This window comes from Gemmobacter lutimaris (genome assembly GCF_003570715.1).
GTDB lineage: Bacteria > Pseudomonadota > Alphaproteobacteria > Rhodobacterales > Rhodobacteraceae > Gemmobacter > Gemmobacter lutimaris.
This window is the reverse complement of sequence record NZ_QXXQ01000007.1, coordinates 130,850-146,325: the sequence shown is the minus strand read 5'-3', so window position 1 is coordinate 146,325 and position 15,476 is coordinate 130,850. Positions and strand designations below refer to the sequence as shown.

At 64.0% G+C, this 15,476-nt stretch carries 18 protein-coding genes; 13 read left to right on the top strand and 5 right to left on the bottom strand.

The annotated features are described in order from the left end of the window. Positions 1-124 precede the first annotated feature (124 nt). The 3 genes from D2N39_RS13915 to D2N39_RS13905 are packed head-to-tail and all read left to right on the top strand — an operon-like array spanning position 125 to position 2,222. Positions 125-1,249 carry a bifunctional 2-C-methyl-D-erythritol 4-phosphate cytidylyltransferase/2-C-methyl-D-erythritol 2,4-cyclodiphosphate synthase gene (locus D2N39_RS13915; protein ID WP_119135373.1) on the top strand — a complete coding sequence of 375 codons (1,125 nt, stop codon included), beginning with the start codon at positions 125-127 and terminating at the stop codon, positions 1,247-1,249. Beyond that, entirely contained in the window at positions 1,246-1,743 is a 498-nt protein-coding gene (locus tag D2N39_RS13910) for a phosphatidylglycerophosphatase A family protein (protein WP_199725252.1), read from the top strand. Before D2N39_RS13915 ends, D2N39_RS13910 begins: the two co-directional genes overlap by 4 nt. Continuing rightward, a complete protein-coding gene (locus D2N39_RS13905) occupies positions 1,740-2,222 on the top strand; it encodes a CinA family protein (RefSeq protein WP_119135372.1) in 483 nt (160 codons plus the stop codon). Before D2N39_RS13910 ends, D2N39_RS13905 begins: the two co-directional genes overlap by 4 nt. Here the strand turns inward: D2N39_RS13905 and D2N39_RS13900 are convergent. Together D2N39_RS13900 and D2N39_RS13895 are read right to left on the bottom strand one after the other, a co-directional pair. Continuing rightward, a complete protein-coding gene (locus D2N39_RS13900) occupies positions 2,184-3,263 on the bottom strand; it encodes an AI-2E family transporter (RefSeq protein ID WP_158589835.1) in 1,080 nt (359 codons plus the stop codon). The genes D2N39_RS13905 and D2N39_RS13900 overlap by 39 nt on opposite strands. A gap of 12 nt (positions 3,264-3,275) precedes the next feature. Further along, positions 3,276-3,737, bottom strand: a complete 462-nt coding sequence (locus tag D2N39_RS13895; protein WP_119135370.1) for a type II toxin-antitoxin system RatA family toxin — start codon at positions 3,735-3,737, stop codon at positions 3,276-3,278. Between the two features lie 68 nt (positions 3,738-3,805). On the opposite strand from D2N39_RS13895, the gene hpt reads away from it, so the two are divergent. The 4 genes from hpt (at position 3,806) to D2N39_RS13880 (ending at position 5,984) form a co-directional block, all read left to right on the top strand. Beyond that, positions 3,806-4,351 carry a hypoxanthine phosphoribosyltransferase gene (gene hpt / locus D2N39_RS13890; protein ID WP_054303556.1) on the top strand — a complete coding sequence of 182 codons (546 nt, stop codon included), beginning with the start codon at positions 3,806-3,808 and terminating at the stop codon, positions 4,349-4,351. Then, the gene (locus tag D2N39_RS13885; RefSeq protein ID WP_119135369.1) at positions 4,348-4,842 is read left to right on the top strand and encodes a mismatch-specific DNA-glycosylase; all 495 of its coding nucleotides are present in this window, start codon (positions 4,348-4,350) and stop codon (positions 4,840-4,842) included. Before hpt ends, D2N39_RS13885 begins: the two co-directional genes overlap by 4 nt. Next, positions 4,839-5,012 carry a hypothetical protein gene (locus D2N39_RS23125; RefSeq protein WP_199725251.1) on the top strand — a complete coding sequence of 58 codons (174 nt, stop codon included), beginning with the start codon at positions 4,839-4,841 and terminating at the stop codon, positions 5,010-5,012. Before D2N39_RS13885 ends, D2N39_RS23125 begins: the two co-directional genes overlap by 4 nt. Before the next feature lie 84 nt (positions 5,013-5,096). Beyond that, positions 5,097-5,984, top strand: coding sequence for a cytochrome c (locus D2N39_RS13880; RefSeq protein ID WP_119135421.1), 888 nt, complete (start codon positions 5,097-5,099; stop codon positions 5,982-5,984). Positions 5,985-6,057: 73 nt separating this feature from the next. Here the strand turns inward: D2N39_RS13880 and lipA are convergent, their stop codons facing one another. Next, a complete protein-coding gene (gene lipA / locus D2N39_RS13875; RefSeq protein ID WP_119135368.1) occupies positions 6,058-7,008 on the bottom strand; it encodes a lipoyl synthase in 951 nt (316 codons plus the stop codon). Between the two features lie 105 nt (positions 7,009-7,113). Here lipA and D2N39_RS13870 point away from each other — a divergent pair, with 105 nt between their 5' ends. Then, a complete protein-coding gene (locus D2N39_RS13870) occupies positions 7,114-7,794 on the top strand; it encodes an aquaporin (RefSeq protein WP_119135367.1) in 681 nt (226 codons plus the stop codon). A gap of 33 nt (positions 7,795-7,827) precedes the next feature. On the opposite strand, the gene D2N39_RS13865 is transcribed toward D2N39_RS13870, so the two are convergent. Further along, on the bottom strand, positions 7,828-8,931 hold the full coding sequence (locus tag D2N39_RS13865) for a DUF6456 domain-containing protein (protein ID WP_119135366.1): 1,104 nt from the start codon (positions 8,929-8,931) through the stop codon (positions 7,828-7,830). A gap of 230 nt (positions 8,932-9,161) precedes the next feature. Here D2N39_RS13865 and D2N39_RS13860 point away from each other — a divergent pair, with 230 nt between their 5' ends. Next, positions 9,162-9,455 (top strand): DUF6477 family protein, encoded by a 294-nt coding sequence (locus D2N39_RS13860; protein ID WP_119135365.1) that lies wholly within the window; start codon positions 9,162-9,164, stop codon positions 9,453-9,455. Between the two features lie 69 nt (positions 9,456-9,524). Here the strand turns inward: D2N39_RS13860 and D2N39_RS13855 are convergent, their stop codons facing one another. Beyond that, a complete protein-coding gene (locus D2N39_RS13855) occupies positions 9,525-11,075 on the bottom strand; it encodes a trimethylamine methyltransferase family protein (protein ID WP_119135364.1) in 1,551 nt (516 codons plus the stop codon). Between the two features lie 255 nt (positions 11,076-11,330). Between D2N39_RS13855 and guaA the strand changes: the two genes are divergently transcribed. The 4 genes from guaA (at position 11,331) to D2N39_RS13835 (ending at position 15,403) form a co-directional block, all read left to right on the top strand. Further along, a complete protein-coding gene (gene guaA / locus D2N39_RS13850) occupies positions 11,331-12,890 on the top strand; it encodes a glutamine-hydrolyzing GMP synthase (protein ID WP_119135363.1) in 1,560 nt (519 codons plus the stop codon). Continuing rightward, complete coding sequence (locus tag D2N39_RS13845; protein WP_119135362.1) at positions 12,887-13,165, top strand: putative quinol monooxygenase; 279 nt, start codon at positions 12,887-12,889, stop codon at positions 13,163-13,165. The genes guaA and D2N39_RS13845 overlap by 4 nt, the downstream gene beginning before the upstream one ends. Before the next feature lie 72 nt (positions 13,166-13,237). After that, complete coding sequence (locus tag D2N39_RS13840) at positions 13,238-14,134, top strand: DMT family transporter (protein ID WP_119135361.1); 897 nt, start codon at positions 13,238-13,240, stop codon at positions 14,132-14,134. A gap of 99 nt (positions 14,135-14,233) precedes the next feature. Then, positions 14,234-15,403 (top strand): OmpP1/FadL family transporter, encoded by a 1,170-nt coding sequence (locus D2N39_RS13835; protein ID WP_119135360.1) that lies wholly within the window; start codon positions 14,234-14,236, stop codon positions 15,401-15,403. Positions 15,404-15,476: the final 73 nt, after the last annotated feature.

The window sequence follows — 15,476 nt, the reverse complement described above, 5'->3', positions numbered from 1 at the left end:
TCTGTGCGGAAAACTGATATCGCACAAATTATAGGCAATAATTGCCCCTGCTGCCACCGCATTGTCAGCACGCGGGCCTTGGCCTATGCAATGCGGCAAAGACGTCAGGCCAAGGGAGACCCGCATGACGACAGCCGCCATCATCGTCGCCGCAGGGCGCGGTCGCCGCGCGGGGGGCGAGATTCCAAAGCAATGGCAAAGCCTTGCCGGGCGTCCTGTGCTGGCCCATACGCTTGATGCCTTTGCCGGGCTGCGCCGGGTGCTGGTGATCCATCCCGAGGATCGGGCGAGGGCCGAGGCTTTGGGTGGCGACGTGCTGCTGGTAGAAGGCGCCGATACCCGCGCAGGATCGGTGCGCAACGCGCTGGAGGCGCTGGCGGGCAGCGATGTGACCCGCGTGCTGATCCATGATGGCGCGCGCCCGCTGGTTTCCCCTGCGCTGATCGCGCGGATCGCCGCGGCGCTGGACCATGGCCCTGCCGCCGCCCCGGCGCTTGCCGTCACCGATGCATTGTGGCGTGGTGACGCCGGTGTGGTCACAGGCACGCAATCGCGCGAGGGGCTGTGGCGCGCGCAGACGCCGCAGGGCTTTCGGCTGGCCGAGATCCTTGCCGCCCATCGCGCCCATCCCGGCGAGGCCGCCGACGATGTGGAGGTCGCGCGCGCGGCAGGACTGCCGGTTGCCATCGTGCCCGGCGAAGAAGACAATATCAAAGTCACCTTCCCCGGCGATTTCGCGCGGGCGGAGGCCATTCTGAAAGGGCGCGGCATGGAGATACGTCTGGGCAACGGTTTTGACGTTCACGCTTTTACCGAAGGCGATCACGTCTGGCTGTGCGGCGTGAAGGTGCCGCATGACAAGGCTCTGCTGGGTCATTCCGACGCTGATGTCGGGATGCACGCCCTGACCGATGCCATTTACGGCGCGCTGGCGCAGGGCGACATCGGGCGGCATTTCCCACCGTCGGACCCGCAATGGAAAGGCGCCGAAAGTCATATCTTCCTGCGACATGCCATTGAAATGGCGCGTGAAATGGGATTTTCGCTGTCCAACTGCGACGTGACCCTGATCTGCGAACGCCCCAAGGTTGGCCCGCATGCCGAACAGATGCGCGGCGCGCTGGCCACCATTATGGGGGTTGAGGTTCACCGCGTCAGCGTCAAGGCCACGACATCCGAGAAGCTGGGCTTCACCGGCCGCGAGGAAGGCATTGCCGCGATTGCCACCGCAACATTGGTGCAGAAATGATCCGCGTTCTGAACACCTTCTTCGGCCTTGGCCTGCTGCGCCCGGCACCGGGCACCTGGGGCTCGGCCGGAGCCATCGTGCTGGGTATTGCCATCGACCGCTATCTTGGCTTCCCGGCACTGGTTCTTGCAACGATTTTGGTGACATGGATCGGATTCCTCACCTGCCGGGCAGCACTTGCCGACCGCCCCGGCGAAGACCCGTCAGAGATCGTCATTGACGAGGTAGCCGGCCAGTGGCTCGCCCTCCTGTTCCCTGCCTTCGCCTTCTGGCAGCGCGGGCTGGAGGACTGGGCCGTGGTCGCCTATCCCGGCTGGGTCGCGGCCTTCCTGTTCTTCCGGCTGTTCGACATCTGGAAGCCTTGGCTCGTCGGCCGGGCCGACCGACGCGGCGACTGGAAAGGCGTGATGCTGGATGACCTCTGGGCGGGGCTGTTCGCCGGCATCGCAGTCATCATCGCAGCGGGAATCGCGCACGGAGTGATCATGCGATGAACGTTTCCGATCTTCTTGATCTCGCGCGGAAATCCGGTGCGATATTTGCCACCGCAGAAAGCTGCACAGGCGGCATGATCGCCGTGGCACTGACCGATATTGCCGGGTCTTCCGATGTGTTCGACCGGGGCTTCGTCACCTATTCCAACGCCGCCAAGCAGGACATGCTTGACGTCCGCGCCGAAACGCTCGCCGCCCATGGCGCGGTGTCAGAGGAGGTCGCGCGCGAGATGGCCGACGGCGCCCGCGCGCACTCCCGCGCGACACTGGCTGTTTCGGTGACCGGCATCGCTGGCCCCGGTGGGTCGGAGTTCAAACCGGAAGGTCGCGTCTGTTTCGGCCTGTCGCAGGAAGGCCGCGCAACCCGTTCCGAAACCGTGGAATTCGGCCCGCGTGGCCGCGCCGCGGTGCGCGAGGCCACGCGGGATCATGCGCTGGCGTTACTTGCTGCGGCCCTCACCGATCCGCCCGTCATTTGACAGCAGGATCGCCGCCGGACGGGTGAAGGGAATCGCACCCAGAACCGCAAGGATGATCACCGTCATCGGCACCGCCAGCACCGCCCCCGGCAGACCCCAGAGCGAATACCAGGACGCGAGGCTGACCAGCACCATCATCGGGCTGAGGTTGATGCGCCGCCCCATCACATGCGGTTCGATCAGTGAACCGATGATGAATTGCAGCGCCGAGAGGATCGCCATGGTCAGGAAGGCGTGCTTCAGATCGCCGGTCTGCGCCAGCGCCATCAGCGAGGGCGCCACCACCCCGGCGGCGGACCCCAGATAAGGCGTGTAATTCAGCACGCCGATATAGATGGCCCAGAAGCCCGCCAGCTCGATCCCCATGATCTTCAACCCGAAATACGACAGCGCGCCGAGGATGATGTTGATGACGGTCTTGACCGCCAGAAAGCCGCCGATCCGGCTGTTTATGTCGGTCGAAAGCGCAATCAGTTGCGACGCCCGATCGCCCTGCGGATAGGCCATGTGCAGCTTCTTCACGAAGCCGGTGTATTCCAGCATCAGGAACGAGGTATATAGGAGGATCAGCACGATCAACCCGCCAAGGCTGCCAAGCGCGCCCAGCGATTGCCGCGCCACGCCCTGAAGATCGACATTGCTGGTGACGATCTTGCTCAGCCCGCCGGGGATATGTTTGTCGATCTCGAACTTCGCATCAAGTTCGGCCACCAAGCCAAGGATATTGCTGGAATAAGCCGGAAGCCGCTGGACAAGAACCTCGCCATTTGACCGCAGGGTGGAAATCAGCAGGAAAATCGCCACCACGAACAGCGCCAGAACCGTGCCATGACGCAGGATCAACGGCAATTGCCGCAGTCCGGGCACCCGGCTCATCCAATCCACCACCGTCCAGAGCACGAAAGCCACCACCGTGGCAAAAGCCAGCGGCACCAGAACGCCCTGCGCGATGTAAAGCATCCAGACGACAAGCGCGAACAGCCCCACCGCCGCGAAAGCCGTGATCACGGCCAGCGGCCGCGTCTCGATGCGTTTGGTCATCATTCCTCCCGTTCAGGCCGTCCGGCCCGGGCCATAAAGTTCCACCGCGCGCCGTTCGAAGGCGCGCACCACCCGCTGCATGGCCTCGTTGAACACAACGCCGATAATGCCCTGCAAGATCGCGTTGCGAAACTCGAAATCCACGAAAAATTCCACCTCGCAGCCACCTTCCACATCCCGGAAGGCCCAGTTGCTGCGCATATGGCGGAACGGACCGTCCAGATATTCGGTGTCGATCCGCATGTCGGCAGGCCAGAGCGTGACCCGGCTGCCGAACCTTTCGCGGAACACCTTGAACGAGATCACCAGATCCGCTTCCATCAACTCGCCCCGGCCAGCGACGGGCTTGCGCGACCGGATGCGCGCCGCCGCCGTCCAGGGCAGGAATTTCGGATAGGAGCCGACATCCGCCACGAGGTCATACATCTGCTGCGCCGTCCATGGCAGCACCCGTTTCTCGTGATGTGTGGGCATGTCACCCCTTTCCGCGATGGCCTTCCCCCGGTATTGGGAAATGGATGCAGGGAAATCAAGGGGGAGCCATGCCGCAGCGTCCTTATGTGATCGACCAGATGATCTCGGCCAAGGCCATTGCGGCGCGGGTCGAGGCGCTGGCACGCGAGATCACCACGCATTTTTCCGGGACGGACAAGCTGGTGGTCGTAGGGCTTCTACGCGGGTCTTTCGTGTTCATCGCCGATCTGGTGCGCGAGATTGATCTGCCGGTCGAAGTGGATTTCCTTGAGGCATCGAGCTATGGAAATGCCATGGAATCCAGCCGGGAAGTTCGTATTCTCAAGGACTTGCGCGGCGAGATTGCCGGGCGCGATGTGCTGGTGGTGGAAGACATCGTCGATACCGGCTTCACGCTGAGCCATGTCGTGCGGCTGCTGCGCTCGCGCGAGCCGAAGCGGATGGAGGTTTGCGCGCTGCTTGACAAACCTTCGCGCCGCGAGGTCGATATTCGCGCCACATGGACCGGATTTGAAATTCCCGATGAATTTGTCGTGGGTTACGGCATCGACTTCGCGCAACGGAACCGCAATCTGCCCTTCATTGGCAAGGTGCGGTTCACCGACCCGGAATGATCCTGCCGGATTACCTGCGCCCCGGTCTGCGGATCGTGTTCTGCGGCACCGCCGCCGGAACCGCCTCGGCCCGGCGCGGGCATTACTATGCCGGGCCCGGAAACCGCTTCTGGCCATTGCTGCATGAAACCGGCCTGACGCCACGCCGGTTGCGTCCTGACGAGGACCACCTTTTGCCAGATTTCGGCCACGGCCTGACCGATCTGGCGAAGACCGCCTTCGGACCTGATGCGAGAATTCCTGCGCAAAGCTATGATCCGGTGTCCTTATTCGAAAAGATCAACAATGTTCGGCCCGCCGTTCTTGCCTTCACCAGCCTGACCGCTGCCCGCTTGGCACTGAACCGGCCCGAGGCCGCTGCGGGCGACCAGGTGGATGATCCGCGCCTGCCAGGTATCCGGCTTTTCGCTTTGCCATCTCCCTCGGCCCTTGCGAAAAGCCATTTCAGTGCGGCACCATGGCACTCCTTGGCAGAGGAAACACGCGGATGAACATGCACTGGCTGCTGCGCATGGCCCGCTGGGCCCGCAACCCGCCGTCAGAGAAGCAGGTGAAACTGGTTCTGGGGGTGATTGCCGCCTGTCTGGTGCTGGCCGGGATTGAATGGGTCTGGGGCTGGCCCGACTGGCTGACGACGCAGAAAATTCCGCGCATGCCCTGATCACGCAGGCGTGACCGGCAGGACAGGGTGCCCACCCCGTGGATTCGCGCTAGCATGGCCGAAGCCCGGATGAAGGAGAGCCCGATGCGTCTGTTGCCCAGCCTTGCCGCCCTCGCAATTGTCGCCGCCGGTGTGGGCTGGTGGCTGACTGCGCCGAAGCCCATGCCCGACAGCGCTTTTTCCGGGCTGACCGGCGATACCGCCCATGGCGAACAGGTGTTCACCGCCGCCGGTTGCGCGTCGTGCCATATGGCACCGGGGGCGGAAGGTGAGGCGCAGCGCGTGCTTGGCGGCGGTCAGCGCTTTGCCTCGCCCTTCGGCACCTTCCTCGCGCCCAATATTTCGCCCGATCCGACCCATGGAATCGGCGGCTGGACGCTGGCGCAGTTCGGCAATGCGGTGATGCGCGGCGTGTCGCCCGAGGGCGAACATTATTACCCCGCCTTCCCCTACAGTGCCTTCAACAAGATGACGATGCAGGATCTGGCCGATCTGAAAGCCTTCATGGATACGTTGCCGCCCGATGCCACGCCCAGCCTGCCGCATGAGGTGGGCTTTCCCTTCAACATCCGGCGCAGCCTTGGCGGCTGGAAGCTTTTGTTCCTGCGCGACGACTGGGTGATCGACGGCACGCTCAGCGAAACCGAAACCCGTGGCCGCTATATCGCCGAGGCGCTGGCGCATTGCGGCGAATGCCACACGCCGCGCAACCTGCTGGGCGGGCTTGAACGTGGCCGCTGGCTGGCGGGGGCGCCCAACCCCTCCGGGCAAGGCACGATTCCCAATATCACACCCGCAAAACTGGGGTGGAGTGAGGGTGAGATCGTCGAATACCTGACTTCGGGCTTCACGCCGGAATTCGACAGCGTGGGTGGCCATATGGCGCATGTGGTGGAAAACATGAGCCAGTTGCCGGACAGCGACCGTCAGGCGGTCGCGGCCTATCTGAAGAAAGTGCCCGCCTCGGAATGAGGCGCGCGGCCGGAGGAGGGCGCCAAAATTCTTGAGCAAGAATTTTGGCCCCGGCCCCGCTGTCGCATGCCGATCAGGCCTGACCGAGCTTCGCCAGCCGCGCCGCGCGCAGTCGGGCGAAATCGTCACCGGCGTGATAGCTCGACCGGGTGAGCGGCGTGGCCGACACCATCAAAAACCCTTTGCCGAAGGCCGCCTTTTCGTAAGCCGCGAATTCCTCGGGTGTGACGAAACGGTCCACCCGGTGATGTTTCGGCGTCGGTTGCAGATATTGCCCGATGGTCAGGAAATCGACATCAGCCGAACGCATGTCATCCATCACCTGCCGCACACCCTGTGCATCTTCCCCAAGGCCCACCATGATGCCGGATTTGGTGAAAATGGTCGGGTCCATCTCCTTTACCCGCTGCAACAGCCGCAGCGAATGGAAATAGCGCGCGCCCGGCCGCACCGTCGGGTAAAGGCCCGGCACGGTTTCAAGGTTGTGGTTGAAGACATCGGGCTTGGCCGCGACCACGACCTCCAGCGCGCTTGCGTCGCATTTCAGGAAGTCCGGGGTGAGGATTTCGATCGTGGTATCCGGCGCGCGATGGCGGATGGCGCGGATGGTCTGGGCGAAATGCTCCGCCCCGCCATCGGCCAGATCGTCACGGTCCACGCTTGTGATGACCACATGTTTCAGGCCCAGCGTCTGCACCGCATGGGCCACGCGACCGGGTTCGAACACATCCAGCGCATCGGGGCGGCCGGTCGCCACATTGCAGAAGCTGCATCCGCGGGTGCAGATGTCACCCATGATCATCATGGTGGCGTGACCCGCGCTCCAGCATTCGCCGACATTGGGGCAGCCTGCTTCCTCGCAGACCGTGACCAGCTTGTTCGACTTCAGGATGTCGCGGGTATCCTTGTAGCCCTGCGAGGTGGGTGCCTTGACCCGGATCCACGAAGGTTTCTTCGGCTGCTCCTGATCGGGGCGGTGCGCCTTTTCCGGGTGGCGCTGATCGGGAAGCTTGAGGTCGCGCATCGGATTTTTCCCCCTGACGGCCGCGTGTCACCGGACATAAGCCTTTTGGCACGGGCTGACAACATGCCGTCAGCCCCTGAGGGATTGTAAACAGTGGAGGCAGTCATGCCCAAGAAAATCGTTGCCGAGGCGTTCGGCACCATGGTCCTTGTCCTGTTCGGCTGCGGTTCGGCCGTTCTGATGGGCGATCATATCGGAATGATGGGAATCGCGCTGGCCTTCGGGCTGTCCATCGTGGCGGCGGCCTACGGGATCGGGGCGATTTCCGGCGCGCATCTCAACCCGGCGGTGTCGCTGGGGATGGTGATGGCGGGGCGCATGCAGGTCGGCGCCTTCGTCGGCCATGTCGCAGCGCAGATCCTTGGCGCGATCATCGGCGCCGCCATCCTTTACATCATCGCCAGCGGCCGGGCCGAATATTCCGTTGCGGTCGATGGTCTGGGCCAGAACGGATACGGCACAGGCTATCTTGGCGAATACAGCCTTGGCGCCGCGCTGGTCTTTGAATTCGTGATGACCTTCATCTTCGTCACCGTCATCCTTGGCGTCACTGGCCCCGGCTCGGTCGCCGGCTTTGCGGGTCTGGCCATCGGGCTCACCCTGACGGGCATCCATCTGGTCGGCATCAATGTGACCGGCGTGTCGGTCAACCCGGCCCGCAGCCTTGCCCCCGCCCTGTTTGTCGGAGGCAAGGCGCTGGCGGATCTGTGGGTGTTCATCGTGGCGCCGCTGGCGGGCGGTGCACTGGCGGGCATCGTCAACGCGCTTGGCTTTACCCGCGCCTGAGAGTTACAGGGGCGGCCCTTCGCGGGGCCGCCGTCACCCGATCAGCGGGCCGGCGCGCCCATATGTTTCGTCATAGTGGCGCCGCAACCGTTGCAAGGCGATCCTGAGCACGATCTTGCCCGAACGCGCAGCCCAGCCCATGCGCCTTTCGGCAACCTCAAGACCTTCCAGATAACAGCAGACCCGCAGCGCCACATCGCCCAACCCCGGCCCCAGATCGCGCAGGGCCAGCGCCACCCGATCCCGGGCGTCAGAGGGGGCGCCCTTCATGTCAATAGCGGCGGCCACCCCGGTCACAAACCCGTCCCAGTTCTGCGTCACCCGCGGCCCGATCTGCGCCAGTTCGAAATCCTCGCGCAGCCGTTCCGCCGCCTGCACCAGTTCAGGTTCCAGAAAAGCACGGCCGTCCTTGTCGCGCCGACGCGCCAGAACCGCCACCGGGCTTTCGGTCAGCGTATAGCGCAGCCGCCGCGCCGATGCCGCGGGATCCGTCTCTGCCGGATCGGCCGCCCCTGCCTCGGTTGTGCCGAAAGCACCATGATGGGCTTGCCGGCGGCGGTCTTCCTCCTCCACCAACCGTTTCAGGGCCGCCCGTCCCGGCGCCGTGATCTCGTAGCTGGTCAGCCGTCCCTGCTTGCGCACCGCAATCCAGTCCTTCAGCGCGAAGGCCTGCGCCACTGCCCGGTCCAGAACGGCGGTCTGCACCATACGCCCGTCGCTGCCGGTGCGCAGCACGGCGGCCTTCTGCATCTCGGGGGCGATGGCCATGACGGCGCCGGGCTCCGCCATGCGGCGCAAAACGCGCCGCGCCTCGCGGTCGATCCCGGCTTCATCCAGTGTCACGGGGGTCAGGCGGATCGGGGCTGTCATTCCGGGGGCGTCCTTTCTGTCGGGGGGCTGTGCCGCGGAACCTGCCCCCTGCGCCCTTGCCAGCGCGGCCAGCGCCTCGTCCACCAGCGGATCGTCGCGCCGCGCCTCGTAGCGGCGCACCTGCCGCATGACGGTCGAGGCCGCCAGCCCCTCGCGCCGCGCCAGTTCGCGCAGCGACAACCCGTCCTCGGTATGATCCAGATAAAGCCGCACGGCATCCGGCAGCCAGGCGGGAAGGGTGAAATCGGCGCTCAGGTTCGGTTCCATGCTCTTCGTCCTGTGGCCTGCCCCCGGCCACCTGCCCCGTTCTTGGACAAATGCAACCGTGGGTGGCTTTGGTTACCCGTTCGTTAACAAAAGCGCCAACGCCGGGATGTGAGCCATAATTGTTTACAATACATGAACAAAAACTGCCGGTTCCGTGCGGTGAAATCGACGGCAGCGCAACGCTGGGTTGCGTCATGCAATTGTTTCCAAATCGAACACGGGAGACTGCCATGACCGATTTCCGCGCCCTGCTTGCCGACCTGCGCCGCCCGCGCCTTCTGATCCGCGCCGCCCGCTACGGCATGGCCGATTACCGCCGCGACCGTGATCTGAAGCGGTTGTTGCGGCAAGACCGGCCGCTTGGACCCGAAAAAACCCTGCCGCGGCTGATCGACGAGGAAGAACGGCTGGAAGCCATCCGCCGCGCAGGGGATGCGAGCTATTCGTTGAACCAGCATATCGAGGTGTTGATTGCGCTGATGTCGGAACTGCACCTGTTGCCGCGTCCGCAACAATCGCTCTGACCGGCCGCAGGATAGCAAAAGGGCCGCCCGGTGCAGGGCGGCCCTTTATCGTTTCACGTTTCGTAACGATCAGATGAAAGCGTCCGGCTCTGCCGCCTTCTTCTGCGCGACATAGGCATCCAGCGCCTCGCGGATGCCCTCGTCCAGCGCCGGGGCCTGATAATCGCCCAGAAGTTTCTTCACCCGTTCCGAGGCCAGTTGCTCGGTATCGCGCGCACCTTCCTCGTCCCAGGTCTCGAACGGCTTGTAGTCCAGCAGGTCCGAGCGCCAGAACGCGCTCTTGAAATTCGCCTGGGTATGGGCACAGCCAAGGTAATGGCCGCCGGGGCCAACCTCGCGGATGGCATCCATCCCCTGCCCGTTCTCGTCCACCGAGACGCCCTTCGCCAGATGGTGCAGCGTGCCAAGCTGGTCGGCATCCATCACGAATTTCTCGTAGCTGGACACCAGACCGCCCTCCAGCCAGCCGCAGGCGTGCAGCATGAAGTTCACACCTGCCAGCAGCGCCATGTTCAGGCTGTTCGAGGTCTCGTAAGCCGCCTGCGCATCCGGCAGTTTCGAGCCACAGAACGACCCGCCCGAACGGTAGGGCAGCCCCAGACGCCGCGCCAGTTGCCCGGCGCCATAGGTGATATGCGCCGCTTCCGGCGTGCCAAAGGTCGGTGCGCCCGAGTTCATGTCGATCGAGGTCACGAAGGCCCCGAAAATCACCGGCGCGCCGGGACGGATGAGCTGGCTATAGGCCACACCGGCCAGAACCTCGGCCAGAACCTGTGTCAGCGTGCCCGCCACCGTCACCGGCGCCATGGCCCCGCCCACGATGAAGGGCGAGATGATCGCGGCCTGCCCGGCCTTGGCATAGACTTCCAGCGCCCCCATCATCACGCTGTCAAAGGTCAGCGGGCTGTTGATGTTGATGAGGCTGGTCATCACCGTGTTCTGGTCAACGAAATCCGACCCGAACAGGATCTTCGCCATCTCGACCGAATCCGCCGCGCGCACCGGCTCGGTGACCGATCCCATGAAGGGCTTGTCGGACAGCGTCATATGGGCGTGCAGCATGTCGAGGTGGCGCTTGTTCACCGCCACATCGGTCGGTTCGCAAACCGTGCCACCGCTGTGATGCAGCCACTTGGACATGTAGCCCAGCTTCACGAAGTTGCGGAAATCCTCGATGGTCGCATAGCGGCGGCCACCTTCGCGGTCCCGCACGAAGGGCGGGCCGTAGACCGGCGCCAGCACCAGCGACTTGCCACCGATTTCCACATTGCGCGCCGGGTTGCGGGCATGCTGGGTAAAGCTGCGCGGTGCGGTGGCACAGAGTTTGCGGGCTAGGCCACGCGGGATATGCACGCGCTCGCCACGCACATCTGCCCCCGCCGCTTTCCACAGCGCAAGCGCACCGGGGTTTTCAAGGAAATTGACGCCGATCTCTTCCAGAACCGTCTCGGCGTTCCATTCGATGATCTGAAGCGCCTCCTCGTTCAGGATCTCGAAATTCGGGATATTGCGCTCGATGAAGCGGGCGGTGTCAAAGCTGATCCCCGTCCGCTCGGCGCGCCGCGCCGCCCCGCCGCCACCGCCGCGTGCCCGACGCCCTGCCGTTGCCACATCGCTCATGTCCAAACCTCCGAAATGCGCGACCCCGCGCGCCGATCTTGCCCCTATATGCCGCCAAGCCGCGACCGGCCGCCCCCCGTTTGCGTCGCATCCGTCCCAAAAACGACATCCGGCCCTGTCGTCCCGCCGACAACCGCCCTTTATCTTGGCACAAATATCCCACGGGGGTGCGGGGGTGTGAAACCCCCGCGTTCCGCCACCCGTCACAGGCGATTCCGCCTTGCGATTCTGGCCCTGCGAAGCTAATTCCCGGCCATGACACATCCGCATCAACGCCTCCTGATCATCGACTTCGGCAGCCAGGTCACGCAGCTCATCGCGCGGCGCCTGCGCGAGTTGAAAGTCTATTGCGAAATCCACCCGTTCAACCGCGTGAACGAGGCCTTCCTGAAAGACTTCGCGCCCAAAGCGGTGATCTTCTCGGGCGGCCCGGCCTCGGTCTATGCCGAAGGCGCACCGATGCCTCCGGCGGGCGTGTTCGACCTTGGCGTTCCGATCCTCGGTATCTGCTATGGCCAGCAGGTGATGATGCACTGCCTTGGCGGTCATGTCGAAGGTGGCCATGGCACCGCCGAATTCGGCCGCGCCAGGGTTACCCCGACGGACGACCGGCTGCCGCTGCTGGAGGGCTGGTTCGCGGAAGGCCCCGAACAGGTGTGGATGTCGCACGGCGATCATGTGTCGAAGATCGCGCCGGGCTTTCAGGTCTATGGCACCTCGCCCAACGCGCCCTTCGCCATCACCGCCGATGTGTCGCGCAACTTCTATGCCGTGCAGTTCCACCCCGAGGTGCATCACACCCCGAAGGGTGCGAAACTCTACGAGAATTTCGTGCGCCTTGCAGGCTTCACCGGCGACTGGACCATGGCTTCCTACCGCGAAGACGCGATCCAGAAGATCCGCGATCAGGTCGGCGACCGCAAGGTGATCTGCGCGCTTTCGGGTGGAGTTGACAGCTCTGTCGCGGCGATTCTGATCCACGAGGCCATTGGCGAGCAGTTGACCTGCGTTTTCGTCGATCACGGGCTGATGCGGCTGAACGAGGCCGAGGAAGTCGTGACGATGTTCCGCGAGGCCTATAACCTGCCGCTGATCCATGCCGACGAATCCGACCTTTTCCTCGGTGCGCTGGACGGCGTGTCCGACCCCGAGGTGAAGCGGAAGACCATCGGGCGGCTGTTCATCGAAGTGTTCGAGAAACATGCCAAGGCCATCGGCGGCGCCGATTTCCTTGCGCAAGGCACGCTTTACCCCGATGTCATCGAATCGGTGTCGTTCAGTGGCGGCCCTTCGGTCACCATCAAATCTCACCACAATGTCGGCGGCCTGCCCGAGAAAATGGGCATGAAGCTGGTGGAGCCGCTGCGCGAACTGTTCAAGGACGAAGTGCGCGCGTTGGGTCGTGAACTCGGCCTGCCCGCCAAATTCATCGGCCGCCACCCCTTCCCCGGCCCCGGCCTCGCCATCCGCTGCCCCGGCGAGATCACCCGCGAGAAGCTGGAAATCCTGCGCCGCGCCGATGCGGTCTATATCGACCAGATCCGCAAGCACGGGCTTTACGATGAAATCTGGCAGGCCTTTGCCGCCATCCTGCCGATGCGCACCGTCGGCGTGATGGGCGACGGGCGCACCTATGATTACGCCGTGGGCCTGCGCGCAGTGACCAGCGTCGACGGCATGACCGCCGATTACTACCCCTTCACCCACGATTTCCTTGGCGAGACTGCGACGCGGATCATCAATGAGGTCAAGGGCGTGAACCGGGTGTTCTACGACTGCACCTCGAAACCGCCAGGGACGATCGAACTGGAATGATCCGTCTTCGGGGCCAACTCGTCTGTGTCAGCGATACCGAACGCGCAGCCGTGCAGGCGCATGTCGCGGATCATGTCGCGTTGACACGGGCCGAGCCCGGCTGTCTGAGCTTCGAGATCGCGGAAACCGACGATCCCTTCGTTTTCGAGGTGATGGAAAGCTTCCGCGACCGTGCGGCCTTTGACGCCCATCAGGCCCGCACCCGCGAAAGTGCGTGGTTTGCAGCCACACGCGGCATCCTGCGCGATTTCCGCATCGAGGAAATCGGCGACTGATCCGGTTCGCAGGGCTGGACATTCCCCCCGCCGCACGCCACCACTTTGCGGCGCGACGGGGAGGAACGGGCGATGCAGCAGCAACAGCCGCTGAAGGCGGCGATCTGGATGATCGGCTCGATCCTGTCGTTTACGGCCATGGCCATCGCGGGCCGGGCCGTTGCCGGGGTGCATGACACGTTCGAGATCATGCTCTGGCGCTCGGTCACCGGCATTGTGCTCGTGGTCGGGGGGGCAGCTTTGTTCGGTCGGCTGGGTGAGGTGCAGACCAAGCGCCTGCCGCTGCATCTGGCGCGCAACATCTCGCATTTCACCGGGCAGAACCTGTGGTTCTGGGCGCTGACCAGCATTCCGCTGGCGCAGGTCTTCGCGCTGGAGTTTACCTCGCCGCTTTGGGTCGTGCTGCTGTCACCGCTGTTTCTGGGGGAAAAGCTGACACGGGTGCGCGCGTTGGCCGCGAGCCTTGGTTTTGCGGGTGCGCTGATCGTAGCGCGGCCGGATTTCGGGGCGCTCAATCCCGGCGTGGTGGCCGCCGCCGCTTCGGCCATCGGCTTTGCCGGATCGGTCATCATGACGAAACAGCTGACGCGCAATGAAAGCCTTGTGTCGATCCTGTTCTGGCTCACACTGATGCAGACCGGGCTGGGCCTCGCGGCCGCCGGGATGGACGGGCATATCGGCTTGCCCACAGCCGCAACCCTGCCGTGGCTGATGCTGATCGGGGCTTGCGGTGTGGTGGCACATCTGTGCCTTACCAAGGCGCTGTCGCTGGCCTCGGCTTCGGTCGTCGTGCCGGTGGATTTCGCCCGCCTGCCGATCATCGCACTTGTCGGAATGATCCTGTACCATGAACCCTTGGACATCTGGGTTCTGGTCGGTGGTCTCATCATCCTTGGCGCCAACCTTCTGAACATCCGCGCCGCTACCCGCGCCATCATTTTGCCACAGCGCAACGTCACAAACCCCTGACGTCGCGTCATTGATTGACCGAAAAGCCCGGCGCCCCCTACGGTTTTCCCAACCGGCGGAGGAATGAGGGCCGGGTTTCACGAATGTGGGGAGGACGTCATGAAGAAGGTCATGGCATCTGTTGCGGCGCTGGCAGCTTGTGCCGGCGCGGCGCAGGCCGGGGGGATCGACCGTTCGGGACAACCGATCGGGGTGATCTTCGAAAAGGGTAACTATGTCGAGCTCAGCTACGGGCAAATCAACCCGAGCGTGACCGGCAACGATCTGGCGATCTATGGCGGGCGGCCGACTGGCAGCGTGGCCGACAATCACAGCCTGCCCGGTCTGGCGCTGAAATATGATTTCAACGACAAGCTGTCGGGTGCGCTGATCTACGATCAGGCTTATGGCGCCGACATCCTTTACGATCCGACGCAATCGGTGATGCTGGGCGGCACCGAGGCCAAGGTGAACAGCCAGGGGCTGACTGCGCTGCTGCGCTACAAGTTCAACGAGAATTTCTCGGTCCATGGCGGTGTGCGGGCCTCCAAGGCTTCGGGCCATGTCACGCTGAAGGGGCTGGCCTATGGCCCAGCCTTCAATCCGACGGACCCGACGACCTATCGCTCGCTCAACGGCTATGCCGTCGATCTGGCGGATGACTGGGCGGCAGGCTATGTCATCGGCGCGGCTTATGAAAAGCCGGAAATCGCGCTGCGTGTCGCGCTGACCTACTTCTCGAAGATCAGCCACAAGTTCGATTCGATCGAAACCCTGCCGGGCGGTGCCGCTGCGGCGGCGGGCGCGGCCACCGTGGCCGCCATCACCGAAACCGATACGCCGCAGGCGGTGAACCTCGACTTCCAGACCGGCGTTGCCAAGGATACGCTTGTCTTCGGTTCGGTGCGCTGGGTGGACTGGAGCGCTTTTCAGGTTGCGCCAAGCACTTTCTTCGGCCCCACCGCCGGCAGCCTGACCGATCTGGAAGACACCACCACCTATACGCTGGGCATCGGCCGCCGGTTCAATGACAACTGGTCGGGGTCGATCTTTGCGACGTGGGAGCCGGGCGGCAGCAAACTCGTCTCGCCGCTGGCACCGACCAACGGTTACAAGGGCATCGGCATCGCCGCGGTCTATACGCGTGACAACATGAAGGTGACCATGGGCGCCCGTTACCTGCGCCTTGGCGATGCGGACCCGGAAACCGGCACGCCGGATGTGGCCCGCGCCAATATGCGCGACAACACGGCCGTCGCGGTTGGTGTGAAGGTCGGCTTCACCTTCTGATCACCCGATCATCTGATCTGGAAGGCCCCGCACCGCTTGCGGGGCCTGCTTTTTCGCGTGTATCCGGCACCGC